This is a genomic window from Leucobacter sp. MMO-125 (assembly GCF_037148395.1).
Classification (GTDB): Bacteria; Actinomycetota; Actinomycetes; order Actinomycetales; family Microbacteriaceae; genus Leucobacter.
Map to the genome: position 1 here is coordinate 304,595 of NZ_JBBCTL010000003.1, position 24,975 is coordinate 329,569.

Consider the following 24,975-nt stretch of genomic DNA (forward strand, 5'->3'; position numbering starts at 1 on the left):
AACGCTAGCGCGTCGCCCCAAACGGATCTGCGGAATGTGCGGTTGGCACGACTGCCGGCACCGCGAGGCTCGCACGCAACACAACATCACCGCCCCGCTGCCCCAACTCCGCACCGATCAGCGCCACCGGCGCATCCCCGCGCAACGCCGCACCGGCAGGCAGCACACCGGCGCTTACCACCTCCACGTCGAGCCGCACTCCGGCCGCCGTCTGCACCCGCGTCACCGACACCCGCACCTGAGGCGCTGCAGCGTGCTTCACCGCATTCACCAGCCCCTCGGTCACCACCTCGGCCGCACCCGCCGCCGCACCGGGGGCGGCTTCCAGCAGCTCGCGCGCTTCAGGCGAAATCTCGTGCATGAGCGGAACCACGCGAGCCCAGTCGTGCAGCACTGCATCGAGCGGCGCGGCACCCGAGTGAACCGCAGGCACCACAGCGGCCCCGAGTGGTGCCAGCGCCTCACGCAACTCCAGCAACGTCGCTTCAGCAGGCTCACCCCCAACACTCGCGAGCATCCGCACGCAGGCCGCCTGTACCGCGCCGTGCAAGCGTCGACTCGTCGCCTCCGCCACGCGATGTGCCTCAGCATTCGCCGCAGCAAGCGAACGCTGCCGCTCGCGCACCATCGTCTCGAGTCGGCGCCCGTCGAGCCCCAACCCGTGCACCAGACCCGTGCAGCGGCACAGCACCAGGGCCACGAGCGGCAGCGCCAGCGCAGAAACCCAGGCGTAGCGCAGGGGTGCACCACTGCCCAGCAGCACGAGCAACGCGAGCACCACGCCCGCCACGCTCCAGAGCGCGAGCAGCACCGCCACCCTGTTGACGGCGCGGATCCGCCGCCTGCGCACCGCAACGTCGATCGCGAGCCCACCCCCGATCAGCAGCAGGCATGACACCGCGAGGGTCGCGGGCGGCAGCTGCCGCACCGCGTAGGGCAGCACCAGCAGGGCCCATAGCGCGCTCACCGCGCCGACTGGCGGCACCCGCAGCATCGCACCCGGCAAGCGCCCGCCGCCCCGGGGCGTCGCATCGGCCGGGTGCGGATCGGCTCGCCGGTTCCGCGCCGCCTCCGCCTGCTGCGCAAAACGGTGCGACCACTCCCGCACGCGCTGCGAGAAGCGCGCCACAGCCTCGCCTCGCTCGGGGTCGAGATGCGCAGCCTCGCTGACGAGCTCGCCCCGGCACTCCTCCACCAGACGCTGCACTGCCCGCGCCCGCTCGGCGCCCTCGTGCTCAATGCTCGCAAAATCGGCAGCGAGCACGGCGAGGCGACGGTTGGCGATCCGTCTCTCCCTCACCGTCTCAGCAAGCAGCGCAAGCACCGACAGCACCGCCCACCAGACCACTAGGTTCGTGGCGACCCGAAACGGCAGCCACTCAGGCGGCGCCGCAATCGCGCCCACCATGCCGCACAACGCATCGAGCAGCAGCGGGCGCGTGCCCGCCAGCACCGTGACCACGACAGCCACCGCAACCGCCCTGCCTGTCGGATGCGCCCACCGGGCCACCCACCGCGCAAGCGGCCACAGCACCGCCACCGCGACCACCCACGACGCTGCCGAGACCACGAACAATGCACCGGGGCGGTCGCCATCCGAGCCGAAATAGGCACCCATCACCGTGACCGCCACCGGCAGGGTGCCCCACAACGACCACCGTGAGAGGAAGCGACGGCCACGCAGCACCGACCACCACGTTTGGGCCAGCCGTGTCACCTCACGGGCCCGAACTCGGCAAGGTATTGAGCCGCAGCCGCCACCCGCGCATTCACTCCGCGATCCCCCGACACCTCGAGTCGCTCGAAGATGCGGCTCACCGAACGTTCAACGGCCCGCAGCCCTGCCCCCGACTGCTCGGCGATCTGCTCGTTCGACCAGCCGCGCGCCACCATGCTCAGCACCCGCAGCTGGTGCCGAGTGAGCGATCCGATACCGTTGCCGCCACCAGCCTTCGCAGCCCCAGAAACAGCATCAGCACCAGCCCCCGGGCCATCGCCAAAGACGTCACCCGCGCTGCTCCCCAGGGCCCCCTCGACGGCCGCCACCAGCTCATCGGCTGAACCGATCGCCGCCTTACTCAGAAACACCGCATCGGCGAGCCCAAAGGGCTGCGCGCCCGCGGCAGCCCGAGGGTAACTCGATAGGAACACGACCCCCAAGTGCGGGGCGCGAGCGCGAAGAATCTCTGCCAGCTCAGCACCATCGGGTCGCGCTCCGAGATCGATGTCGGCCACCAGCACATCAGGGTCGAAGGCATCGAACGCTGCCAGTGCTTCAACGCCCGTGGCGGCGCTGCACACCTCGAAGCCGCGCTGCTCGAACAGCTCCCGCGTCAGGGTACGCAGCACCGCCTGGTCTTCAACCAACAACACACGACGAGCCCACCCCGGTTCCATGGCATCACGCTACCGCGGACGGGGCCTCGCATCACGACACCGCGCGCTGTCGGCTCAGCTTCGACGGCCACCACACTGCCGGCCCGATGTCGTACATCAGCGCCGGCACGAGCAGCGCCCGCACGATGAAGGTGTCGAGCAGCACACCGAAGGCGACGATGAACGAGATCTGGGCGAGGAACAGGATCGGGATCACAGAAAGCGCGGCGAAGGTCGCCGCGAGCACGAGGCCCGCCGAGGTGATCACGCCGCCCGTCACCGATAGACCGCGAATGATGCCCTCGCGGGTGCCGTGCTGCAGCGATTCTTCGCGGATCCGGGTCGCAAGGAAGATGTTGTAATCGATGCCGAGCGCCACCAAGAACACGAAGCCGTAGAGCGGCACCGCCGGATCCGCCCCCGGGAAGTCAAAGACGAAATCGAACACCAGAGCCGACACCCCGAGCGCCGTGCCGAAGGACACCACGGTGGTGAGCACCAGCAGCACCGGTGCCAGCACCGAGCGCAGCAGCAGCATGAGAATCACCAGAATCACCAGCAGCACGATCGGGATGATGAGCGTGCGGTCGTGGATCGACGCGTCGTTCGTGTCGATCGCCGTCGCCGTGACACCGCCGACGAGTGCCTGAGTGCCGTCGGTGGCGAAGGTTGTGCGCAGCTCGCGCACCGTCTGCTCCGCTGCCGCCGAATCTGCGGCGTCAGTGAGGGTGCCCTGCAGCAGCACGTCTCCGCCTGCGACGGTGGGCTGGGGTGCGGGAGTGCCGGGCGGGCCGAAGGCGGTGATGCCGTCGGCGGTGACCGGCGCGGTGCCCGAGGGCGAGTCGGCGCTGAGCACCGTCACACCGTCGACACCCGAGCTGCCGAGCAGCACATCTGCCGCGGCCTGCAACTGGTCCTCGGCCACCAGCACTGACACAGGGCTGCCCGATCCGCCGGGGAAATGCTCGCCCAGCGCGATCTGGCCATCGCGCGCTTCAGAGGCGCCCAGCACGAGGTCTGACTGCGGCACACCCTGTGCCTGCAGTTGCGTCACCCCCATCGCGCCGATCAGGAGCACCACCGCAGTGGTGACCCAGATGGCGCGCGGCCGCTTGCGGATGAACACGCCCAAGCGGTGCCAAAGCCCCCGAGAGGGTACTCCGCCCTCGGCTGCCACCACCTCGGGCTCGTACTTCGGCCGACGCGGCCAGAACGCTGCCCGCCCGAAGGCGAACAGGATCGACGGGAGCAGCGTCAGCGCCGAAAGCATCGCAAACACGATGCCGATCGATGCGACAGGGCCCAGCGAACTATTCGACTTCAGATCGCTGAACAGCAGGCAGAGCAGACCTGCGATAACCGTGCCGCCAGAGGCCAGAATTGGTTCAAACGACCCGCGGATCGCGCGCATCGTCGCCGTCCACTTGTCGTGCTGCACGCGCAGCTCCTCGCGATACCGCGACACGTAGAGCAGGGAGTAGTCGGTTGCGGCGCCGATCACCAGGATGAAGAGAATGCCCTGCGTCTGCCCACTGAGCAGCAGCACGCCGGCCTTCGCAAGCCACCACACCGTGAGCAGCGCCACGGTCAGCGCGAACAGGCTGGTGGCGAGCACGGCGATCGGCAGCAGGAAGGAGCGGTAGACGATGATCAGGATGATGAACACCGCAATCAGGGCGACGAGCAGCAGAATGCCATCGATGCCGGAGAACGCCTCGACCAGGTCGGCCGTGAACCCCGCTGGCCCTGTCACGAACGATTCGACGCCCTGGGGAATATCGGCGCGCAGTTGCGCCGATATCTCGGAAACGACATTGCCGACCTCGGAGGTGCTGTCGATGGGCACGAACACCTCGACCGCGAGACCGTCTTCCGACGGGATCAACGGCGAGGCGTCGGGCAGCACCCCTGTGATCTTCGTGAGATCGTCGACCGCGGTCTGCAACTGCTCGACTTCGCTGTCGCTGAGTTTCTGCGAGGCGGTGAACACGATAACCGCCGGAATGGCGTTCTGCTCACTGAAATCACCCAACCGCTCCTGCACGCGCGTCGCATCGGCAGACGCCGGCAGATAGGAGGTTTGATCGTTCGACGACACCTCGCTCACCTTGCCGAAGTAGGGGCCGCCAATCCCCGCCCCGGCGAACCAGACAAGAATCAGCACCGCCGGCAGCAGAATCCTGAGCCAGCGCGGCACGCGGCTGCGCTGCGGGGTTGAGGGTGCGGTGGGCGCTGCGTGGCGCCGCGATGACTCGTTCATGATGAGACGCTCCAGAACAGGATCAGGATCAGAGTGACGAGAAACCCAGAAAGGTAGTTGAGCCAGATAAACCGGCGCCACGCGCGATTACTGCGCGCGGAATCCGCATCGGTGACACGCACGAAGGGGGCACAATTCAGAAGGTAAGGGATCGCGATCACCGCGGCCAGAGGGCCGGGCCACGGCACCGCCAGCATGAGCAATCCCGCGACGAGCCACATCACCAGGGCGAGCCTCACCGTGCGCGCCGCACCGAAGGCCGTGGCGATGGAGCCGATACCGGCCTCACGATCCGGCACAATATCCTGCACCGCACCGAAGGCGTGCGCCGCGACCCCCCAAATGAAGAACGCTGCCAGGGTGAGCACCAGGCCGGCATCGACGCGCGCGCCAGCGAGCGCAAGCCCCACCACAGCCGGTGTCACGAAGTGCGCGCTCGAGGTGAGCGAGTCGAGCACCGGGCGCTCCTTGAACCGTAAACGCGGAGCCGAGTAGGCCACCAGCGCGAAGGTGCTCACCGCGATCGCAAGCGCAGAAGCTGGGGTGCCTGCGGCGAGGAGCACGATCAGGAACGGCACATTGCTCGCGAGCGCAAGCCACAGCAGCGGCCTGTGGAACTCTGGCGGTAGCAACGCGCCTTCGATGCCGCCCTTGCGAGGGTTCTGCACGTCTGAGGCGTAGTCGAAGACATCATTGATGCCGTACATCGCCAGGTTGTAGGGCACCAGGTAGTAGAGCGTTCCCACAACAAGCAGCCAGTCGATTTCGCGTGTGGTCAGCAGCATTGCCGCCGCGAACGGAAACGCGGTGTTGACCCAACTGACCGGCCGGGAAGCCACCCACGCGTGCCGCAGCAGAGCGCCGGCCGACACGGCCTGTCGCCGAGTCAGCAACACCCACAGCGCCGGCAGCGCAACCGCCACAGCGAGGGGGTACGCAAAATCCTCCACCGGCGCGAGCCCCACGCGCACCCCAGACACCAGCCCATCCTCGTAGGTGAACAGCCCGGCAGCAATCATCAGCGTGTCGAACACCGCGGTGAGCACCAACAGCGCAACCCCCGCAATCGCCACCGCACCCCACACCGGACGGGCCGGCCCCGCGGCACGCGCAAACAGCACCCCGCCGAGCACCGCCACCGCAAGAAAACCGGCTGAGAGCAGCGCGTACGTCATGACGCCCTCCGCTCAGCTCGATGCGCGATCAGCCGCGCAGCCCCCGTGTACAGCACCATGGTGCAGAGCACTAGGAAGACCAAGAACACGGGCTCCTCAAGCGGCAACTCGGGTGCGAGCACGACACCGGAGGCGATCCCGGATCCGCCCCGCAAGAAAATGCCCGCCGCAATGCCCGCCGCATCCCAGAGCAGCAGAAACGCGGTGCCCGCGAGCGTCACAAGAGTGGCCGCCGCCGCATCACGCCAGAAGAACAGCCGAAAGCGGTAATCGATGAGCAGCATGCACCCAATGCCGGCGAGCAGGCAGGCGAGGTAGACGAACGAGATCATCGCGCGGCCTCAGAGCGCAGCGGCGCAGCCGCCATGCGCGGCACCGTCGGACCCGCCGAGTGATCGCCCCTGATGCGCTTCAGCACCAACTCGGCGCTGATCAGGCACATCGGCACCCCCACCCCAGGAGCCGTTGTGGCGCCGGCGTAGAACAAGCCCTGCACCCGCTTCGACGCATTCTGGGCGCGGAACATCGCACTCTGACGCAGCACATGAGCCGGGCCGAGCATGCCGCCCTGCCAGGAGTGATACTGCTCGGCAAAATCGGCGGGGCCGATCGTGCGCCGCACCACGATCCGCTCCCGCAGATCAGGGATCCCAGCCCACTCCTCGATCTGGCGGATCGCGGCATCCGCAGCACGTTCCACCAGCGGATCGCCTGCGCCGTCTGCTCCCCCAGCACCGATCTGCTCATCGGCGGGCACGGGAATCAGCACGAACAGATTCTCGTACCCCTCCGGCGCTACTTCGCTGTCGGTCGCACTCGGCCGGCACACATAGATCGATGCGGGATCGGGCACACTCGGCTGCTCACCGAAAATAGCCCGGAAATTGGCCTGCCAGTCACGCGTGAAGAACAACGAGTGATGCTCCAGCTGCGGCAGCTCGCCACGCACCCCGAGCAGCACGAGCACAGCGCCCGGCCCGCTCTCCAGACGGTCCCACCACGGCTCCGGGTAGCTGCGCAGCTCGGGCGGCAGCAACGCCGTCTCGGTATGGTGCAGATCCGCACCGGACACCACGAAATTGGCGTGCTCGACATGTTCGACACCGGCAGCATCGACCCAGCGCACCCCGCTCGCCACCGCGCCCTCTCGAGAGCTGCGCGTCAGAATCTCAGTGGCTTGCGCCTCCGTCACGATCTCCACACCCGCGTCGCGCGCCAACTGCTCGATGCACTCGACCAGCCGCCAGAATCCGCCCATCGGATACTGCACACCCTCATCAAGATCGAGTGCGCTCATCAGGTGGTACATCGCGGGAGCGCGGTCAGGATCAGTGCCGAGAAACACCGCCGGATAGCCGAGCACCTGGCGCAGCATGGGGTCGGCGAAACGCTTCCCTGCGAATCGTGCGAGCGAGGTGCCCAGCAGGCTGACCAGCCGCGGTGCAGCTCGCAGCACCTCGGGGGCGAACAGCGAACGCCACCGAGTGAACGGGTTGTACAGAAAATAGCGCTCCGCCATCTCCGAGGCGTGAGCTGCGGAGTCGAGGTACCGGCTCAGGCGGCGGCCGCTCCCCGGCTCGCGCTCTTCGAAGACCGCCTCCACGCGATCGCGCCCATACGGTACCGTCATCTCCGGCACCGAACCGTCGACAGCGGGCTCGCCGAACACCCGGTATCCGGGGTCGAGGGTGCGCAGATCAAGCTGCTCCTCCGCGCTCGTTCCGAGCAGTTCGAAGAAGTGCTCGAAGACGCGCGGCATGAGATACCAAGACGGCCCCGTATCGAAACGGAAGCCATCGATCTCCATGCTTCCGGCGCGGCCACCGATGTCTGCCCGCTGCTCCAGCAAGCGCACCCGATGCCCCTCTCGGGCGAGCAGCGCAGCGGTCGCCAAACCGGCGACACCGCCCCCAATAACAATCGTGCGTGTCATGCGAGACCCACCCTCCGTGCCGACACCAACGCCCGCAATGCGAGCCACACCTTCACAGGATTCGACACCCGAGCGCGTCGCTCGCGGAGCCCATCAGCAGGAGTACGCTCCAACTGGTCGGTCAGCTTCGCAAAGAACCGCAGAGCGCACCCTACAGCGCCCCGCGCGTCACCGGGCAACAACGGGAGCACTGCTTCGGCGTCGGTGAGTTGACGGCGGATCGTGAGGATCCACCGCTGCTGCTGTTCGGGAGTCAGCTCAACTTCGGCACCCAAATAGCCTCGCCCCAGGCGCTCGGTGTCGTCGCCCAGATCTCGCAGGAAGTTGACGTTCTGGAACGCAGCACCCAACTGCCGTGCCCCATAATCCAGGCGGCGCAGCTGATCCTCGCTGCGCGCCTCCCCACGCATGAACACCCGCAGGCACATCAGGCCCACCACCTCTGCCGAGCCGTGCACATACACGGCGTGTTCCGCCTGGTCGAAGGCTCGAATACCGGCGGGGCTCGCGGTGGCATGTGCGCCCGCTACGGGCTCGGCCGCGACTTCGGATGCGGGCTCTGAGGCTGGCTCTGATGCACCGTCTGCGGGCAGATCCATCCGCATCGAAGCGAAGAAGGGTCGTGTGAGTTCGGGGCCGATATCGGCCTCGCGGGCCGTGCGAGCAAAGGCGTGCACCACCGGGTTGCTGCTGTAGCCGGAACGCATCGCCGCCTCGGTCTCCTGTTCCAGAGCGTCCAACTGTTGGCGCTGCTCAGCAGCCCCCATGCCCACCTGCGCGGCCACCCCGTCGACGAGTTCATCGGCTACCCGCACCAGGGCGTACAAATTGCGCACGTGACGCCTGTGTCGCGCACCGAGCAGCGCCGTCGCCGTGCCGAACGATGTCGAGTACGCCGAGATGATCCGCCCCGCCGCATCTTCGCAGGCGATGCTGTAGCGCTCAAGCGAGCTGAGTGTGTCCGTGCTGGCCATTACACCCGCCTTCCGTCCAGGGAATCGATGATGCCGATCAGGAAACCGCGCAGTGCCGCGGGCATCGCTGTGGCCTCGCGCGAGGTGATCTCGACTGCGGCGCGAATGCGTTCGTCGACGATCGAACGCACGAATCCTTCCGCCCCGCACTCCACGAGGAGCGTGCGGATGGCCTCGGCGTCTGCCTCGCAGAAGTCTGGTGACCCCAGCAGTGGTTCGATGTTGGGCCACGCCCCTGTCATGCGCGCATAGGCGATGATCGCCGTTTCCTTGCCCTCGCGGAAGTCGGAGAACACGTCTTTGCCGTGCTCTCGGCTGTCTCCGAACGCGCAGAGCAAATCGTCCTGCAGTTGGAACGCCACACCAAGGTGCCGGGCGACCTCCCCCAGCGCATCTTCCAGCCGCGGAGGCGCACCGGCGAGCACGGCTGCGGCGCGCAGCGGGAATTCGAAGGTGTAGGTCGCTGTCTTCAGGCGGCTCATCTCGAGCACCGTGTTGAGATCGGAGGGGATGATGCGATCGCCGAGCCCGATATCAGAGTGCTCTCCGACAACCGACTCGGTCGTGGTGCGCCGCAGCAGATCGAGGAGCCTGCGACGCGTGCTGTCTGCGAGGGGTTCCCTCGCGAACACCTGGTGCACCTCGGAGAGCATGAGGTCGCCGAGGAGGATGCCGCTGCTACGCGCCCAGTGGAGGGCGCGCGAGTCTGCAACCTCTTCGCCGCGTGCGAGATCCGCTTCGTGCAGCAGCCGTCCGATGACATTGGGTGCGCCGCGGCGGGTGAGATCTTCGTCGATCACGTCGTCGTGGAGCAGGAAGGCGAAGTGCAGGAGTTCGATGGCGGCGGCGATGCGGAGTGCGGCACGGCGGTCGGCCACGTTGTCGGAGGGCGGATCTGTGATTGCGGCGTAGGCACCCATGAGCAGTCTGGGGCGCAGCATCTTGCCACCGAGCAGGCACTCGGAGCCAAGGTCCCAGAGGTGGCCGAAGTGGGGGCCGAGCGACGCGGTGCTGGCTTTGCCGATGTCGAGCAGTTCTCGGAGTTGCTGTTCGATTTCAGCGGTGACAAGGTCGGCGCTGCGTTGTTCTTGCACGGTGTCAGCCATGGCTCTGCGCTCCGGAGAATGCAGCGACGCTTGCGAGCGCGGGGAGTTGTTCCCTGAGCCAGGGGCTGAAGATGAACGGTGTGCTCTGCAGGGAGCGGATCGCGTCGCCGGGTTCGACCCACGCCCACTCTGCAACTTCATCGGGTTCGGGGAGCACGGGGCCGTGTGCCACTGCGGTGTAGACGGGGCAGATCTCGTTCTCGACGATGCCATTGGCGTCTACGGCGCGGTAGCGGAAGTCGGGCAGCTGCAGTTCGACGCGCTCGACCTCAACATTGAGTTCTTGGGAGGCGCGTCGGTGCAGGGCGCTCTCGATATCTTCGCCCGGGCCGGGGTGCCCGCAGAAGCTGTTGGTCCAGACACCGGGCCAGGTGCGCTTAGTGAGTGACCGTCGTGTGAGGAGCAGGCGGCCGCTGTCGTCGAGGAGATAGCAGGAGAAGGCCAGGTGCAGCGGTGTCTCTACTGTGTGCACCTCGCTCTTGGGTGCGGATCCTGTGGCGGATCCGTCTTCTCCCATCAGCACAACGAGTTCGATCTGACTCATGCGATTCCCCTCTTGAGCGAGTAAAGTATCCGTAAGAACATTATTGCTCGTATGAGATATTACACACAAGGATACTTTCTCAGAGAGATGGTTAACAAACTCTAGGATTACGGTATGGAACATTCCTCCGACGAGACCGGCGATCGGATCTCGGAGAACCTCTACCGGGTCGGCCTGAAAGCTGGAAGCAGCGACCTCGTAGATGTGTCGAACGTGACCCCTGCGGCAATGGACGAGATTGCAGAGCTGATGAAAGCTCTCGTGCGGTTGCGGGAGGCCGAGACCAAACTCTCCGAGGCGTCTCGCAAGTACATGAAGCTGAGCGAGCAGGAGATGCGCGCACTCCACTACCTGATCGTCGCGAAGCGTCAGGGCGATATCGTCACGCCTGGAATGCTCGCAGCGCACCTGCGCATCTCCCCCGCATCGACAACGAAGCTCCTGAACCGGCTCGAACGTGACGCGCACATCGTACGCAGCATGCACCCGAGCGACAGGCGCGCCTTCATGATCGGCATCACCCCAGAAACCGAATCATCTGCGAAGCAGACCGTGGGGCGCCAGCAGGCGCGACGCTTCTACGCCGCGGCCCGCCTCAGCAGCGAGGAACGCGCCATCGTCACCCGCTTCCTCAACGACATGGCCGACGAGATCTCACTCACCCGCGCCGACTGGGCCAGCCCCTCCGACACTCCCTCGATCGCTGCCGCAGACACACCTGGTGCCACTCCTCCCGGCCCTCCCGGCCCTCCCGCCGGCGGCCCCGCAACTGCGTAGCCCGCATACGACAAAGGGCGGTCGATTTCTCGACCGCCCTTGCGTATGTTGGTGGGATCACCAGGGTGAGCGCCCTGTGCTGTTCAATCCCTTCGCAGCTGATTATCCGCGCTCGTTGAAGTCGCGCGACAGCTGGTTCGCTGCGTTCAACCACTTGTAGGTAAAGATGAACGGCCCGACAATGATCAAGCTGCCGAGGATGTTCCAGAGCCAGAAATCCGAGCCCCCTACGCTTGCGCTCTGACCGCGACGCTGCTGCTCGCGAGCCATGCGGTCGCTGGTCTTGTACCACCACACCAGGGTGACAATGCCCAGCGTAATCGGCCCGAGGAGCAGCGCGACAAGCCAGAAGTTCATCGAGCGGCGACCGTCGTATCGACCGGCGATGGTGTTGAGGTCTTCGCCGGTGCGGGCAGTCAGGTAGACCCCGTAGATCCCGAGGGTGATGATGCTCAACAGAATCATCTTTACGAGCGAACGGTTCGTTGAGAGGTTCGCGTAGGGGCGAGCGGCCTGCGCCTGCTGCGGGGCATCGATCTGGGTATCGACCTGAGTCATGGCATCCTTCAATGTGAGGTGATGAGGCTGAGAAAGGTTCACATTGTCACTGCACGATCTCTGTGAACCAGTTGATCATACTAGGAATTGACTGTGCAAACAGCACAGGCCTCCGCTACGCCGCCATCGCGGAGCAGCCTCGCCGCAGCAGAGTAGCCCGTGTGCGACACGGGGCGGTTGTCGACCGCCCTCGCGCACGTTGGTGGGGCTACCAGGAGTTGAACCTGGGACCTCATCTTCATGAGTGAGGTTTGTCCGACTGTGCACGACTTTGTCTGCATCGATTCTGCGGTGCACAACATGCATCAGTCAGGCGAGGCTCGGACAAAGGTTAGGTGCCTGACATGGTCTGTGCTCATCTACGCCACTCACGCTAGAAGCGATTGACGCATCTTGTCTTCCGGGTGAATGCGGCTCCTCAGCCTCACGTGCGACGGGCGGCGAGGTCCGCGCAAATACTCGCGAGAACATCGTCAGTGTCGAGCAGTTCGATCTTGCCGTTCTCAATGTCGTCGATACGCTGCCGAAGATCGCTGCGCCATGCTGCGTTCTACCTCGGCTTGATCGTTCTCAACCCCGTTTCCATCTTCGAGGCTCTACAGGCCATGTGCGGATGACGGCGGCGCACTCATGGTGGTCGAGCGCGAGCAAAGTCCGTTCAACCTCAAGCACATGCGCGTTCATATAGATCAGTGTTGCCCTGATAGCTCCAAGCACGGTAGCAGCCGCCGCAGTTGTTCCGATGCCCTCTGGCACTTCGGAGCGCCCAGAATACAGCGCATGGCATGACTCCGGGGGATCCCGTCACAAGGAGGACAAGTGCGCCACTTCTGTTTCAAACTTCTGGGCGAGCACCGGAACGACGAAGGGCGGTCGATTTCTCGACCGCCCTTGCATATGTTGGTGGGGCTACCAGGACTTGAACCTGGGACCTCTTCATTATCAGTGAAGCGCTCTAACCACCTGAGCTATAGCCCCTTGACCAAGCAACAACATTATCCGATTCGGGCCGAAATCAAAAATCGAAACCGAACACCGGGCGAGTTGCCGTGGTCGCGCACGCGAAGTGCGCCGCTTAGTTGCTGGTGAAGCCCAGCTGGAAACCACCCAGCACGCGCACCAACAGGTTATAGATCAGCGAGCCGATGGCACCGAGCGCGGTGCCCACGATGGTGTTCAAGATTCCGACAACCACCGAGAAACCCAGCACCTGCGAGAAGCCGATGAACTTCATCAGGCTGTTGTCCTCACCCACGATGTCCATGAACAAGGCGTCGACCTGCGAGAACACTCCGGTCTGCAGCAGCACCGTGTAGATGAGAATCGCAGAGACCACGCTCACGATGCCCACGCACAGCGACACCAGGAACGAGAATTTCACCGCAGACCAGAAGTCAACGTAGACGAGCTTCAGGCGAACCTGCTTCGCGGGGGCCTTCTTGCGGGTCTTCTTTGCCAGCTTGTCGGCGACAGTGTTACTCATTCACGTCTTCCTTGTTCTCTGCGTTCTCGGTGCCCAGGGACTCGGACTCTTCGTCGTCGAGCCCGCGCTCCGTGTTTCGCGCGATGCCAATGATACGGTCCCGCTCTGGGAATCGCGCAAAGACGACACCCATAGTGTTGCGCCCCTTGGCCGGCACTTCGGCCACCGCAGACCGCACAACCTTGCCGCTTGCGAGCACCGCAAGCACCTCATCAGTCTCGTCAACGATGAGCGCCCCGACCAGATCGCCGCGGTTCTCATCGAGCTTCGCGACCTTGATGCCATATCCGCCGCGGTTCTGCACACGGTACTCATCGACGGCGGTGCGCTTCGCGTAACCGCCCTCGGTGACCACGAACACGTAGCCCTCAAGTCCGTCGATCCGCGAGGCCGACAGCAGCGAGTCTCCGTCACGGAAGTTCATGCCGCGCACACCGCTGGTCGAGCGACCCATCGGTCGAAGCGCCTGATCAGACGCTGTAAATCGCACTGACATGCCGTGCTTCGACACGAGCAGCACATCGTCGCTCGACTCCGCGATCAGCGCAGACACCAGTTCGTCGCCCTCACGCAGCTTGATGGCGATGATGCCACCGGTGCGATTGGTGTCGTACTCGGTGAGCGCCGTCTTCTTCACCAGGCCGTCTCGGGTGGCGAGCACCAGGAACCAGCCGTCGGTGAAATCGCGCACATCGAGGATCTGCGTCACGGTCTCGTCGGGTGCGAGCGCCAGCAGGTTTGCCAGGTGCTGACCCTTGGAATCCCGCCCACCCTCGGGCACCTCGTAGGTCTTCGTGCGGTAGACGCGGCCCGTGTTCGTGAAGAACAACAGCCAGTGGTGCGTGGTGGTGACGAAGAAGTGCTCGACGATATCGTCGGCGCGCAGCTGCGCCCCCTTCACTCCCTTGCCGCCACGGTGCTGCGAGCGGTAGTTGTCGATGCGCGTGCGCTTGACGTAGCCACCGCGTGTGACGGTCACCACCATCTCCTCTTCGGGGATGAGGTCTTCCATCGACATATCGCCGTCGAAGCCGTGCAGAATCGTGGTGCGGCGCTCATCGCCGTACTTGTGAACGAGTTCGCTGAGCTCCTCGATCACGATCGCACGCTGCTCGGTGGGCGAGGCCAGAACGCCCTCGTACTCCTTGATCTGCGCTTCGAGCTTCGCGGCGAGATCGAGAATCTTCTGTCGCTCCATCGCGGCGAGGCGACGCAGCTGCAGGCCGAGGATCGCATCTGCCTGGATCTGATCCACATCAAGCAGGCTCATCAGGCCTTCGCGGGCCTCCTCCACAGTGGGAGAGCGGCGGATCAGCGCGATAACTTCATCGAGAGCGTCGAGCGCCTTCAGGTAGCCGCGCTGGATGTGCGCCTCTGCCTCTGCCTTCCGCAACCGGTACTCGGTGCGGCGGACAATGACCTCGATCTGGTGCTTCGCCCAGGCCGTGATGAAGCCGTCGAGCGCGAGTGTGCGGGGCACACCATCGACGATGGCGAGCATATTCGCGCCGAAGTTCTCCTGCAGCTGCGTGTGCTTGTACAGGTTGTTCAGCACGACCTTCGCAATGGCGTCGCGCTTCAGCACGACGACGAGGCGCTGGCCGGTGCGGCCGCTGGTCTCGTCGCGGATATCCGCAATGCCCTGAACCTTGTTGTCTTTCACAAGATCGGCGATCTTGACCGCAAGGTTGTCGGGGTTCACCTGGTACGGCAGCTCGGTGACGACGAGGCAGGTACGACCCTGGATCTCCTCGATGTTCACCACGGCGCGCATGGTGATCGAACCGCGCCCGGTGCGGTAAGCCTCGCGGATCCCCTTGGTGCCGAGAATCTGCGCGCCCGTTGGGAAGTCGGGGCCCTTGACCCGCTCCATGAGTGCTTCGAGCAGCTCTTCGCGGCTTGCGTCGGGGTGTTCGAGGTGCCAGATTGCGGCTTCCGAAACCTCGCGCAGGTTGTGCGGTGGGATGTTCGTTGCCATACCGACAGCGATACCCACGGAGCCGTTGACGAGCAGATTCGGGAAGCGCGCAGTGAGCACTGTGGGCTCCTGCGTACGGCCGTCGTAGTTGTCCTGGAAGTCGACGGTCTCTTCGTCGATGTCGCGCACCATCTCCATGGCGAGCTGCGACATCTTCGTCTCGGTGTAACGGTGCGCGGCCGCGCCATCGTTGCCGGGAGAGCCGAAGTTGCCCTGTCCGAGCGCGAGGGGGTAGCGCATAGCCCACGGCTGCACGAGTCGCACCAGCGAGTCGTAAACCGCGCTGTCGCCGTGCGGATGGAACTGTCCCATCACGTCACCGATGACACGGGTGCACTTCGAGAATGCCTTATCGGGGCGGTATCCGCCGTCGTACATCGTGTAGATCACACGACGGTGCACGGGCTTCAAGCCGTCGCGCACATCGGGAAGGGCGCGCCCCACGATCACGCTCATGGCGTAGTCGAGGTAGGACCGCTGCATCTCGAGCTGTAGATCGACCTGGTCGATCCGACCGTGGTTCGCCTCTTCGGCGGCCTCCTGCTCGAGGTTGTCGGGGGTGGTGTTTTCAGATGTCAAGGAAACGCACGTCCTTCGCGTTCTGCTGAATGAAGCCACGGCGTGCCTCGACATCTTCACCCATCAGAGTGGCGAAGATCTCGTCGGCGGCTACCGCGTCGTCCATGGTGATCTGCCGCAGCGTTCGAGTCTCGGGGCTCATCGTGGTCTCCCACAGCTCCTCGTAGTTCATCTCGCCAAGACCCTTGTAGCGCTGCACGCCGCTCTCCTTCTGCAGGCGCTTGCCGTTTTCGGCGCCGAGGGCAAGCAGGGCGTCGCGCTCCGAGTCGCTGTAGGCGTACTCGTGTTCGGCGTTGACCCACTTGATGCGGTAGAGCGGCGGTTGCGCAAGGTAGACGTAGCCGAGATCGATGAGCGGGCGCATGTAGCGGAAGAGCAGCGTCAGCAGCAGCGTGGTGATGTGCTGGCCGTCGACGTCAGCATCGGCCATGAGCACGATCTTGTGGTAGCGGGCTTTCTCGGGATCGAACTCTTCGCCAATGCCGGCACCGAAGGCTGTGATCATCGCCTGCACCTCGGCATTGCCGAGGGCACGGTCGAGCCGGGCCTTTTCCACGTTCAGGATCTTGCCGCGCAGCGGCAAGATGGCCTGCGTTGCGGGGTTGCGACCCTGCACAGCAGAGCCGCCTGCGGAGTCGCCCTCCACGATGAAGATCTCGGAGATCGACGGATCCTTCGAGGAGCAGTCCTTGAGCTTGCCGGGCATACCACCTGACTCGAGGAGACCCTTGCGGCGGGCGGTCTCGCGGGCCTTTCGCGCGGCAAGTCGCGCGGTGGCTGCCTGGATCGCCTTGCGGATGATGTCTTTCGCCGCACCGGGATTGCGCTCGAACCAATCGCCCAGCTGATCGCCCACGACCTTCTGCACGAAGGCCTTGGCCTCGGTGTTGCCGAGCTTTGTTTTGGTCTGGCCCTCGAACTGCGGCTCGCCGAGCTTGACCGAGATCACGGCAGTCAGACCCTCGCGCACGTCGTCGCCGGAAAGATTGTCATCCTTGTCGCGCAGGATGTTCTTCTCGCGGGCGTATTTGTTGACGAGCGTAGTGAGCGCTGCTCGGAAACCCTCCTCGTGCGTGCCGCCCTCGTGTGTGTTGATGGTGTTCGCGTAGGTGTGCACACTCTCGGTGTAGGCCGTCGTCCACTGCATCGCGATCTCTGCCGAGATCTTGCGCTCGGTGTCTTCAAGCTCAAACGAGATGATGTCGTCGTGCACGAGCTCGGCGCGCTTGGCCGAATTGAGGTAGTGCACGTAGTCTTCGATGCCTTTTTCGTACAAGAATTCGTCGCGCGGAGCCGGCGGCGCAACAAGCTCGCCCTCCTCGTTCTCGACGAGCTCTTGCGGGCGAAGATCGGTGACAATGATCTTGAGGCCCTTGTTCAAGAAGGCCATCTGCTGGAAACGTGTGCGCAGCGTCTGATAATCGAACTCAATGGTCTCGAAGATTTCAGCGCTCGGCCAGAAGGTGATGGTGGTGCCGGTCTCCTCACTCGGTTCTCCTTGCGCGAGGGGCGCATCGGGAACGCTGCCGGTGAACGACATGTTCCACGTGAAACCTTGGCGCTTCACCTCCACTTCGAACCGGCTCGACAGCGCATTCACCACGGAGGAACCGACGCCGTGCAGACCACCGGAAACCGCGTAGCCGCCTCCGCCGAACTTGCCTCCGGCGTGGAGCACCGTGAGCACAACCTCGACCGACGACTTCGAGGGGTCGGACGAGTGGGGATCGACTGGAATACCACGGCCATTGTCGATGACACGCACTCCCCCGTCTTCGAGGATGGTGACATCGATGGTGTCGCAGTGACCGGCCAGTGCTTCATCGACAGAGTTGTCGACGATCTCATAAACGAGGTGGTGCAAGCCACGGGGGCCCGTGGAACCGATGTACATGCCAGGACGCTTGCGCACTGCCTCAAGGCCCTCAAGCACCTGGATCGCTCCGGCGCCGTAGTCTTCCGCAGATGCGGCCTGTTCTGAACTCATGCCTTCAATGATCCTTTTCCGGCCCTCTCAGCGTGCTTTTACGCTCAGGACACTTCCGCACACCAGTCTATCAAGGACAGGCCGAGAAAAGCCCTGCGGCGGGCCGCTGGAGGCCACATTCAAAGGCGGATCGACCCCTATTCGCACCGCAAAGCTCGCGATGCACCGCGTCTCGCGCACGACGCGGCCCATGGATCGAACGCTTCTCGCTCCGAGTTGCGGGGTGTGGTGCCACTCATATAGCAGAATGTTTGCGCGCGCAGTGGTGTTTGGAAGATGCTCTGGTGCCTGAACGCCGACACCAGCCCATCGCGCACTGGCATCACCCTGGCGACACGATATCTCGTTACCCGTAGGTATCGCGCGGGCCGCGGCCCTTGACCGTACGTGGGCCGTGGCGCCAAGTGGGGGCACCTGGAGCAAGAAATCGCAGATCACGCACCTCTGCGTCGGGATAGTCGCGTAGGAGTCGCGTCAGCATCTCGGCTCGGAGGCGACGCAGCTCAGTCGCCCAGGTCGTTGAGTCGCACTGAATTTGCAGCACACCGTTGCTAATCCCGATCACCTTGGTATGTTCCGCGGTCGCCTCTCCGGCGAACTCAGGCCATTCCGCCAACAGGCGCGCCTGTTCGAGCTCGGCACTCCACCCCATGTCATTCGCCATGACCGTGAGCACTTCTCCGAGAGCGCGCGGATCACGTCCACCGCCGAACGGCCGCCCCCCGGGCAATTCATCATCAGTGCGGCGGCGATTTTTGCGCCGCAACGGAGCCCCGCGCCAGATTGATTTGGCACGCAGATATGCCTCGGTGGTGAATCCGTTCCCCGCTGAAGACGTCACGCACCCTCCTCGACGATTCTGCCCGCCTCGATTCGAACTCGATGCCAGGCTACGCCGTCAGGCACATCATCTTCCACGGCAGCGGTCACAATCACCTGCTCGAAGCCACTCACCGCCGACATCAATCGCTCCCGTCTCCGCGAATCAAGTTCCGCAAAAACGTCGTCGAGAATAATCACCGGATCCCCCGCAGGAGATTCGGCCCGCAGCACCTCTGCCAGCGCCATCTTCAACGAAAGCGCGAACGACCACGACTCACCATGGCTGGCGTAGCCCTTGACTGGCAGTTCGTTCAAACTCAGGAGGAGATCGTCACGGTGCGGGCCCACCAGCGTCACTCCCCGCTCGATCTCGCGCCCCCGCACCGCACGCAATGCAGCGCGAAACTCTTCTGCGAGTGTTTCACGTGAAACGTCAGCGAGTTCCTCCGTGCTGCGCGTTTCACGTGAAACATCGGAGGTCGCACCACTCACAGACTCATTCAGCGCCAATGTTGGTGCGTGATCCTCGTCGACCAGTGCTCGATAGCCGGCTCGGAGGGGGGCACCCAGATCGCGCACGAGTTCTCGACGCGCCAGCATGATCTGCACCCCATACTCGATGAGCTGCTCATCCCAAATACTTAGCGTGGATTCGAGTGCGTCCGCGCCCCGGCGCGCCGATTTTAACAACGAAGTGCGCTGTCGAACGGCACGTTCGTAGTCGCTGAGAGCCCCTGCAGCCACCGGATGCCGCGAAACCAGCGCATCATCGAGAAAGCGCCGCCGTCCTGAGGGCTCTCCACGAACGATTCCGAGATCTTCTGGCATAAATGAGACCGCAGAAAACCATCTCGTCACCTCTCGGGGACGCACCACATTGCGATTCACCTGCGCACGATTCGCGCGATCACGGTTCAGTTGGAGTTCGAGCAGCACGTCTCGCTGTGCCGCCTCAACCCTCATGCGTGCAATCGCGGACTCGGCGCCCGCTCGGATCATCGGTACGTCACCGCTCGCGCGGTGCGAACGAAGGATCGCGAAATACGCGATGGCTTCGACGAGATTCGTTTTGCCCTGACCGTTACGGCCCACCAGAAGGTTCGGGCCGGCCTGCAGTTCGAGCTCGGCGGTGGCGTAGTTGCGGAAGTCTCCGAGCGAGAGGTGCGCGACCCGCATCGCTCCCCTCCCCTATCGCAGCAGCAGGTTAGGCTGCAGCAGGTAGCGGAAGCTCTCTTCGTCAGCGTCGTCTTTGCTGCGCTGGCTCGTGATCAGCACCGGGCCGGGCTTACCGGGGTTGTCGGTGCGCGTAAACGCGATACGAGCGAACTCGGAGTGCGTTGAACGCAGGCCGTCAAGCAGGAACTGAGGCTTCAGTGAAACCACCATATCGTCGCCCACGAGGTGCGCGTCGACGGTTTCAACCGCTTGCGCCGACTCGGTACCAGCAGCCTCAAGAGTCACGGTGCCCTCGGCGAAGGAGAAACGAAGCGCGGCTTCGCGCTCAAGCACGAGCCCGACACGACCAACCGACTCGACAAGCTCAGCCGTGTTCACCACTGAGTAGTTGTCGACGGTGGTGGGGAACAGCCTGCCCACCGGGGGGTAGTTGCCCTTGATCAGCAACGAAGTCACCGTCTTCGATCCGCCCGTGAAGGCGATGAGTTCACGCTCATCATCCTTGATGATCGAAACCTGCACCTGGCCGTCGCCGGAGAAGGTCTTACCCACTTCAGTGACGATCTTCGACGGCACGAGTGCGCTGAGATCGTTCTGGCCGCTCTGATTCTCCCAGTCGATGCTCCGGGTTGCCACGCGGTAGCGGTCAGTAGCGGTGAGGGTGAGCGAGTTTTCAGTGACCTCGAACTGCACGCCGGTAATCACCGGGGTGACATCGTCCTTCGATGCAGCCAGTGAGACCTGCGCAATCGCATCAGCGAACAGATCAGCGGGAACCGAGCCGGAAATGGAGTCGATCTGAGGAAGCTGCGGGTACTCTTCGACAGGCATTGCGGGCAGACGGAATGACGCCGATCCGCACCGCACCTCAACACGGTTCTCAACGAGCGACAATTCCACATCGGCGTGCGGAAGGCGCTGGGCGATCTCGCTGAGGAGGCGACCTGAGACGAGTGCTCGACCTGCCTCAGAAACATCTGCGGTGACGCTCGTGCGTGCAGAGACTTCGTAGTCGAACGAAGATACTGTGAGTTTGTCGCCCTCAGCCTCGATGAGAGCACCACTGAGCAGGGGCTGGGTGGGGCGCTGCGGAAGCAGCTTCACTGCGAACGACACAGCGTCGCTGAACACGTCACGGTTGACGGTGAATCGCATTTGGCTTCCCTCCCATGCGCAAGCGCGCATGAATCTCATCGGTTCACAATCTTTGCATACTCGGAGGCGAGGGGCATCCGTCACCTTCTTGTAAGGCGGATCTCAAGGCCCGGTCCCCAGCCGGTCTGCGTGATCGAGCGCCCGTTAACAAGAATTGAGATGTTAACAGTGTTAACAGCTGTGGATACTGTGGATAACTCGCGACATCCCAGTGTTCCGTAGAGAACTACATCTTTGTGAGATGTTGGCGAATGGTGGATGAGTGGGGATCGGCGGAATGACGCGGAAATCTTGTCATTCATGAGTTTCCACAGGCCGCCGGTTTCCCTCCACAGATTTGTGCGACTTGTCCCCATTTATTCACAGGGCGGTGGATAACTGTGGATAATTTCGCCCGCCGCAAGCGGCGGGCGCCCCCTCAGCGAGAACCCTGCTTGATGCGCGTAGTGAGCTCGGTGACCTGGTTGTAGATCGAGCGACGTTCGGCAATGAGCTGCGAGATCTTCTTATGGGCGTACATCACCGTCGTGTGGTCGCGCCCACCGAAAAGCTGACCGATCTTCGGCAGTGACAGCGGCGTCAACTCCCGGCAGAGGTACATCGCGATCTGTCGTGCAGTGGCGATCTGCTGCGCACGCGTGGGGCCGTACAGATCGTCAACTGAAAGATCGAAGTACTCGGCCGTCCGGCTGATGATGTCCGAGGGCTGCACCTCATTGTCGGCGTCGAGCGTGATGAGATCTTTCAACACGGTGTGCACGAGCGGCATATCGATCCGCTGCTGATTCAGACTCGCGTAAGCGGTGACGCGAATCAGCGTGCCTTCGAGCTCTCGAATGTTCGAGGAGAACTTGCTGGCGATGAACTCGAGGATGTTGTGATCGATCTCGAGATTCTCTCGCTGCGCCTTCTTGCGAAGGATTGCAATACGCGTTTCGAGGTCTGGCGCCTGGATATCTGTCAACAGACCCCACTCGAAGCGCGACAGCATGCGTTCCTCGAAGCCCCGCAGCTGTTTCGGCTGCACATCGCTCGTGATCACCACCTGCTTGTTGTGATCGTGCAGCGTATTGAACGTGTGGAAGAACGCTTCCTGCGTTTCGACCTTGTCTTCGAGGAACTGGATGTCGTCAACAAGCAGGATGTCCACGCTGCGGTAGCGGGCGTGGAAGGCTGCTCCCTGATTGTTCGCGATGGAGTTGATGAAGTCGTTCGTGAAATCTTCCGAACTGACGTAGCGCACGCGCACGCTGGGAAAGAGCTCTCTTGCGTAGTGCCCAATAGCGTGCAGCAGGTGAGTTTTGCCCAGGCCGGAGTCGCCGTAGATGAAGAGCGGGTTGTAGGCGCGGGCGGGCGCCTCAGCCACAGCCACGGCTGCGGCGTGCGCGAAGCGGTTGGACTGGCCGATCACGAAGCTGTCAAATCGGTATTTCTCATTGAGCCGGCTGTCGAGTTGCTCATCTACCCCATGGCGGCTGCGCGGCTCTGAAACGGGGCGGTGGGTGTCGTGCCGCGGTTGGGATGCGGCGTGCAGCCCCGGATCTGTGTCGACGGCGTGCAGCGGCACTGACACAGGCGGGGGCACGGGCTCCGGCTCGGGATCAAGCGCGGGGTGGGCGTCTTCGTCGACGATCACCACGAAGCTCTCGATCTCCTGCGCGTCGGCGATTCCGGAGATGGCGTTCATGATGGCGGGGCGCAGCCGGTTCTCAAGCAGCTTGAGGGTGAACTCGAGCTGCACGGCGAGGTAGAGCGTTCCCGCGGCGATACCGCGGGGCACTGCGAGGGCCAACTGTGCGCCAACAGCCGGGCCGACTGCGGGATCGGCCATTACGGCCTGGGTGACTCTGCCCCAGACTTCTTGCAGTTCGTCGTCTGTCACGCGGATACTCGGTTCGGTTTCGTAGCTGGAAAGAGATATGTTATGCCCAGCTTTATCCACAACTTGAAGAGCGTGAACCCCCGGGATTACTGGGGAGTTCGGGCCGGACGAACACCTGCGCCCACGTTAGTCACAGATTTGTCCACAGGCAAGTCTGGAATTGGACGGGCGGTGCGCGGGCGGGAATGACAGGAATCCGCTTTGACTGTGGCCCGATTTGGGCGTAAAGTAATGACCTTGTATGGGCGGTAGCCACTGCTGCCCTGCCCAATTCCGACTTCCTCGACGCTCCGAGCTGCGGGGATCTGTTCCATAAGTCACGGAGTCTTTCATGAGCAAGCGTACGTTCCAGCCCAACAACCGTCGTCGCGCCAAGGTGCACGGCTTCCGCGCCCGCATGCGCACCCGTGCCGGTCGCGCCATCGTCGCGGCTCGTCGCGGCAAGGGCCGCTCGAAGCTCACCGCGTAGTCGCTTCTTCTTCCCTGGATCATCGTGCCTGCCAAGCGGCATCGCGTTACCCGGGGTGAGGATTACCGGTTCGTCGTGCGAACCGGCCGCCGCGTGGGTGGTGCGTTCTGCATCACCCACGCGGTTTTGCGTTCTCAGGAGGGCGCCGGCGGTGTCGGCTCAGCCCAGACCATCACCGAGAGCACGTCTGAAACTGCCGGTGCAATCCGCGAAAGCGACCCGGCCCTTGCCGCAATGCAGGCCCAGGCCCGGTTCGGGTTCATCATTTCCAAGGCTGTGGGCAATGCGGTCACCCGCAATCTGGTGCGTCGCCGCATGAAGTCGGTGGTTGAGCGCCGCATTGCCAGTGGCATGCAGGGTGTGGATGTGGTCTTTCGCGCGTTGCCCGCTGCGGCGGATGCATCGTTCGAGGCGTTGGAGCGTGAGATGAACCGCGCGCTTGACAGGGTCGAGCGTGAGGTGCACGGAGGAGAGCGGAAATGAGGCGTCTGGCGTATGACCTCTGGTTCCTCCCCCGGAATCTGATGATCGGTGTCATGCACCTCTATCGCCGCTTCATCTCACCGCTCTACGGCCAGGTGTGCAGGTACTACCCATCCTGTTCCCGATACGCTGTGGAGGCGTATCAACTGCGCGGATTCATCGTCGGATCGCTTGTGACGATCTGGCGTTTGCTGCGCTGCAACCCGTTCAGCCCCGGCGGCATCGATGATGTCACGCCCGGGCGGCGCCAGAACTTTGTGATTAATCAGCGCGGCTTCGTCCGCCCCATCGAGCGAAAGGCCTGATCCCGGTGGACTTCTTCGAAACGATACTTTGGCCGTTGCGCTGGCTCGTCGAGCTGGTGCTGTGGGCTTGGCACTGGCTGTTCACCGCGCTCGGCCTGGATCCGGCATCGGGTGTGACCTGGGTGCTGTCGATTATCGGCCTGGTGGTCGTGGTGCGTTCGGCCCTGATTCCGGTGATGGTGCGCCAGATCAAGTCGCAGCGCCGCATGATGGAGATCGCTCCTGAGCTGAAGAAGGTTCAGGACAAGTACAAGGGCAAGAAGGATCAGTTCTCGCGTGAGGCCATGAGCCGCGAGACGATGGCGCTGTACAAGAAGCACGGCACCAACCCCTTCGCGTCGTGCCTGCCGATCCTGATTCAGATGCCGATCTTCTTCTCGCTGTTCTACGTGCTGCGGCACGCGGCTGAGAACAAGACCGGTATCGGCTTCATGACACAGGATCTCACCGAGAGCTTCAATGCGGCGTCGATTTTCGGTGCCCCGCTGAAGATGACGTTCACCCAGGGCTGGGAGAGCGGCAACTGGATGGTGGTCGCGCTGCTCGGCACCATCATGGTGCTGATGATCGCGTCGCAGTTCTTCACGCAGCTGCAGATCATGTCGAAGAACGTCTCTGACGAGACGAAGAACTCGCCGATGTACCGTCAGCAGCGCGTGCTGCTGTACATCATTCCGTTCGCCTTCCTGTTCTCGGGTGTTGCGTTCCCACTCGCGCTCAACATCTACTGGTTCTCCTCGAACCTGTGGACCATGGGGCAGCAGTTCATCGTGATCCGCAACATGCCCACCCCGGGCAGCGATGCGTGGCGTGCACGTCAGGCCCGTCTCAAGGCGAAGGGTAAGCTGACCGACGAAGAGGCGAAGGCTCTTGAGGTTGCCGAGCAGCCGAAGCAACTGGGCCAGCGCCAGCAGCCTGTCAGCGCGAAGCGCGCCAAGAAGAAGAAAAAGTGA

22 protein-coding genes and 1 tRNA gene are annotated in these 24,975 nt (G+C 63.7%); 5 read left to right on the top strand and 18 right to left on the bottom strand.

Annotated features, from left to right (window positions below):
• Positions 1 to 4: 4 nt before the first annotated feature.
• Genes WFI54_RS09060 through idi form a run of 9 tightly spaced genes read right to left on the bottom strand, consistent with a single transcriptional unit; the run spans position 5 to position 10,368 of the window.
• Positions 5 to 1,687, bottom strand: a complete 1,683-nt coding sequence (locus WFI54_RS09060) for a hypothetical protein (RefSeq protein ID WP_336652469.1) — start codon at positions 1,685 to 1,687, stop codon at positions 5 to 7.
• Positions 1,688 to 1,713: 26 nt separating this feature from the next.
• The gene (locus tag WFI54_RS09065; protein WP_336652470.1) at positions 1,714 to 2,397 is read right to left on the bottom strand and encodes a response regulator transcription factor; all 684 of its coding nucleotides are present in this window, start codon (positions 2,395 to 2,397) and stop codon (positions 1,714 to 1,716) included.
• Between the two features lie 31 nt (positions 2,398 to 2,428).
• Entirely contained in the window at positions 2,429 to 4,636 is a 2,208-nt protein-coding gene (locus WFI54_RS09070; protein WP_336652471.1) for an MMPL family transporter, read from the bottom strand.
• Positions 4,633 to 5,811, bottom strand: a complete 1,179-nt coding sequence (locus WFI54_RS09075; RefSeq protein WP_336652472.1) for a prenyltransferase — start codon at positions 5,809 to 5,811, stop codon at positions 4,633 to 4,635. The genes WFI54_RS09070 and WFI54_RS09075 overlap by 4 nt, the downstream gene beginning before the upstream one ends.
• Positions 5,808 to 6,143, bottom strand: a complete 336-nt coding sequence (locus tag WFI54_RS09080; RefSeq protein ID WP_442918544.1) for a lycopene cyclase domain-containing protein — start codon at positions 6,141 to 6,143, stop codon at positions 5,808 to 5,810. The genes WFI54_RS09075 and WFI54_RS09080 overlap by 4 nt, the downstream gene beginning before the upstream one ends.
• Positions 6,140 to 7,744, bottom strand: a complete 1,605-nt coding sequence (gene crtI / locus WFI54_RS09085) for a phytoene desaturase family protein (protein WP_336652473.1) — start codon at positions 7,742 to 7,744, stop codon at positions 6,140 to 6,142. The genes WFI54_RS09080 and crtI overlap by 4 nt, the downstream gene beginning before the upstream one ends.
• Positions 7,741 to 8,718, bottom strand: a complete 978-nt coding sequence (locus tag WFI54_RS09090) for a phytoene/squalene synthase family protein (protein WP_336652474.1) — start codon at positions 8,716 to 8,718, stop codon at positions 7,741 to 7,743. The genes crtI and WFI54_RS09090 overlap by 4 nt, the downstream gene beginning before the upstream one ends.
• Entirely contained in the window at positions 8,718 to 9,824 is a 1,107-nt protein-coding gene (locus WFI54_RS09095) for a polyprenyl synthetase family protein (RefSeq protein WP_336652475.1), read from the bottom strand. Before WFI54_RS09095 ends, WFI54_RS09090 begins: the two co-directional genes overlap by 1 nt.
• Complete coding sequence (gene idi / locus WFI54_RS09100; protein ID WP_336652476.1) at positions 9,817 to 10,368, bottom strand: isopentenyl-diphosphate Delta-isomerase; 552 nt, start codon at positions 10,366 to 10,368, stop codon at positions 9,817 to 9,819. Before idi ends, WFI54_RS09095 begins: the two co-directional genes overlap by 8 nt.
• A gap of 114 nt (positions 10,369 to 10,482) precedes the next feature.
• Between idi and WFI54_RS09105 the strand changes: the two genes are divergently transcribed.
• Positions 10,483 to 11,145, top strand: coding sequence for a MarR family winged helix-turn-helix transcriptional regulator (locus tag WFI54_RS09105; RefSeq protein ID WP_336652477.1), 663 nt, complete (start codon positions 10,483 to 10,485; stop codon positions 11,143 to 11,145).
• A gap of 102 nt (positions 11,146 to 11,247) precedes the next feature.
• On the opposite strand, the gene WFI54_RS09110 is transcribed toward WFI54_RS09105, so the two are convergent.
• The 9 genes from WFI54_RS09110 to dnaA form a co-directional block, all read right to left on the bottom strand.
• Positions 11,248 to 11,703, bottom strand: coding sequence for a DUF4234 domain-containing protein (locus WFI54_RS09110; protein WP_336652478.1), 456 nt, complete (start codon positions 11,701 to 11,703; stop codon positions 11,248 to 11,250).
• Positions 11,704 to 12,604: 901 nt separating this feature from the next.
• Positions 12,605 to 12,681 (bottom strand) — tRNA-Ile (locus tag WFI54_RS09115).
• Positions 12,682 to 12,778: 97 nt separating this feature from the next.
• The gene (locus tag WFI54_RS09120) at positions 12,779 to 13,186 is read right to left on the bottom strand and encodes a DUF3566 domain-containing protein (protein ID WP_336652479.1); all 408 of its coding nucleotides are present in this window, start codon (positions 13,184 to 13,186) and stop codon (positions 12,779 to 12,781) included.
• The gene (gene gyrA / locus WFI54_RS09125) at positions 13,179 to 15,743 is read right to left on the bottom strand and encodes a DNA gyrase subunit A (RefSeq protein ID WP_336652480.1); all 2,565 of its coding nucleotides are present in this window, start codon (positions 15,741 to 15,743) and stop codon (positions 13,179 to 13,181) included. The genes WFI54_RS09120 and gyrA overlap by 8 nt, the downstream gene beginning before the upstream one ends.
• A complete protein-coding gene (gyrB, locus tag WFI54_RS09130; protein WP_336652481.1) occupies positions 15,733 to 17,730 on the bottom strand; it encodes a DNA topoisomerase (ATP-hydrolyzing) subunit B in 1,998 nt (665 codons plus the stop codon). The genes gyrA and gyrB overlap by 11 nt, the downstream gene beginning before the upstream one ends.
• 346 nt (positions 17,731 to 18,076) lie before the next feature.
• Entirely contained in the window at positions 18,077 to 18,571 is a 495-nt protein-coding gene (locus WFI54_RS09135; RefSeq protein ID WP_336652482.1) for a DUF721 domain-containing protein, read from the bottom strand.
• Positions 18,568 to 19,728: a DNA replication/repair protein RecF gene (gene recF / locus WFI54_RS09140; protein ID WP_336652483.1), complete on the bottom strand. Its 1,161-nt coding sequence runs from the start codon at positions 19,726 to 19,728 to the stop codon at positions 18,568 to 18,570. Before recF ends, WFI54_RS09135 begins: the two co-directional genes overlap by 4 nt.
• A gap of 12 nt (positions 19,729 to 19,740) precedes the next feature.
• Positions 19,741 to 20,883, bottom strand: coding sequence for a DNA polymerase III subunit beta (dnaN, locus tag WFI54_RS09145; protein WP_336652484.1), 1,143 nt, complete (start codon positions 20,881 to 20,883; stop codon positions 19,741 to 19,743).
• A 418-nt stretch (positions 20,884 to 21,301) separates the two neighbouring features.
• The gene (dnaA, locus tag WFI54_RS09150; RefSeq protein ID WP_442918565.1) at positions 21,302 to 22,771 is read right to left on the bottom strand and encodes a chromosomal replication initiator protein DnaA; all 1,470 of its coding nucleotides are present in this window, start codon (positions 22,769 to 22,771) and stop codon (positions 21,302 to 21,304) included.
• Between the two features lie 325 nt (positions 22,772 to 23,096).
• On the opposite strand from dnaA, the gene rpmH reads away from it, so the two are divergent.
• The 4 genes from rpmH to yidC are packed head-to-tail and all read left to right on the top strand — an operon-like array spanning position 23,097 to position 24,975.
• The gene (gene rpmH, locus WFI54_RS09155) at positions 23,097 to 23,234 is read left to right on the top strand and encodes a 50S ribosomal protein L34 (protein ID WP_010155609.1); all 138 of its coding nucleotides are present in this window, start codon (positions 23,097 to 23,099) and stop codon (positions 23,232 to 23,234) included.
• 24 nt (positions 23,235 to 23,258) lie between these two features.
• Positions 23,259 to 23,717: a ribonuclease P protein component gene (gene rnpA, locus WFI54_RS09160; protein WP_336652485.1), complete on the top strand. Its 459-nt coding sequence runs from the start codon at positions 23,259 to 23,261 to the stop codon at positions 23,715 to 23,717.
• Positions 23,714 to 24,022, top strand: coding sequence for a membrane protein insertion efficiency factor YidD (gene yidD, locus WFI54_RS09165; protein ID WP_336652486.1), 309 nt, complete (start codon positions 23,714 to 23,716; stop codon positions 24,020 to 24,022). Before rnpA ends, yidD begins: the two co-directional genes overlap by 4 nt.
• Before the next feature lie 5 nt (positions 24,023 to 24,027).
• The gene (gene yidC / locus WFI54_RS09170; protein WP_336652487.1) at positions 24,028 to 24,975 is read left to right on the top strand and encodes a membrane protein insertase YidC; all 948 of its coding nucleotides are present in this window, start codon (positions 24,028 to 24,030) and stop codon (positions 24,973 to 24,975) included.

Excerpts from the sequence above, each read along its gene's own strand:
- WFI54_RS09095 (WP_336652475.1), bottom strand. The coding sequence starts at position 9,824 with ATGGCTGACACCGTGCAAGAACAACGCAGCGCCGACCTTGTCACCGCT.
- recF (WP_336652483.1), bottom strand. The coding sequence starts at position 19,728 with ATGCGGGTCGCGCACCTCTCGCTCGGAGACTTCCGCAACTACGCCACC.
- WFI54_RS09120 (WP_336652479.1), bottom strand. The coding sequence starts at position 13,186 with ATGAGTAACACTGTCGCCGACAAGCTGGCAAAGAAGACCCGCAAGAAG.
- WFI54_RS09105 (WP_336652477.1), top strand. The coding sequence starts at position 10,483 with ATGGAACATTCCTCCGACGAGACCGGCGATCGGATCTCGGAGAACCTC.
- WFI54_RS09065 (WP_336652470.1), bottom strand. The coding sequence starts at position 2,397 with ATGGAACCGGGGTGGGCTCGTCGTGTGTTGTTGGTTGAAGACCAGGCG.
- rpmH (WP_010155609.1), top strand. The coding sequence starts at position 23,097 with ATGAGCAAGCGTACGTTCCAGCCCAACAACCGTCGTCGCGCCAAGGTG.
- dnaN (WP_336652484.1), bottom strand. The coding sequence starts at position 20,883 with ATGCGATTCACCGTCAACCGTGACGTGTTCAGCGACGCTGTGTCGTTC.
- WFI54_RS09070 (WP_336652471.1), bottom strand. The coding sequence starts at position 4,636 with ATGAACGAGTCATCGCGGCGCCACGCAGCGCCCACCGCACCCTCAACC.
- WFI54_RS09075 (WP_336652472.1), bottom strand. The coding sequence starts at position 5,811 with ATGACGTACGCGCTGCTCTCAGCCGGTTTTCTTGCGGTGGCGGTGCTC.
- WFI54_RS09090 (WP_336652474.1), bottom strand. The coding sequence starts at position 8,718 with ATGGCCAGCACGGACACACTCAGCTCGCTTGAGCGCTACAGCATCGCC.
- WFI54_RS09110 (WP_336652478.1), bottom strand. The coding sequence starts at position 11,703 with ATGACTCAGGTCGATACCCAGATCGATGCCCCGCAGCAGGCGCAGGCC.
- crtI (WP_336652473.1), bottom strand. The coding sequence starts at position 7,744 with ATGACACGCACGATTGTTATTGGGGGCGGTGTCGCCGGTTTGGCGACC.
- idi (WP_336652476.1), bottom strand. The coding sequence starts at position 10,368 with ATGAGTCAGATCGAACTCGTTGTGCTGATGGGAGAAGACGGATCCGCC.
- WFI54_RS09080 (WP_442918544.1), bottom strand. The coding sequence starts at position 6,143 with ATGATCTCGTTCGTCTACCTCGCCTGCCTGCTCGCCGGCATTGGGTGC.
- yidD (WP_336652486.1), top strand. The coding sequence starts at position 23,714 with ATGAGGCGTCTGGCGTATGACCTCTGGTTCCTCCCCCGGAATCTGATG.
- gyrB (WP_336652481.1), bottom strand. The coding sequence starts at position 17,730 with ATGAGTTCAGAACAGGCCGCATCTGCGGAAGACTACGGCGCCGGAGCG.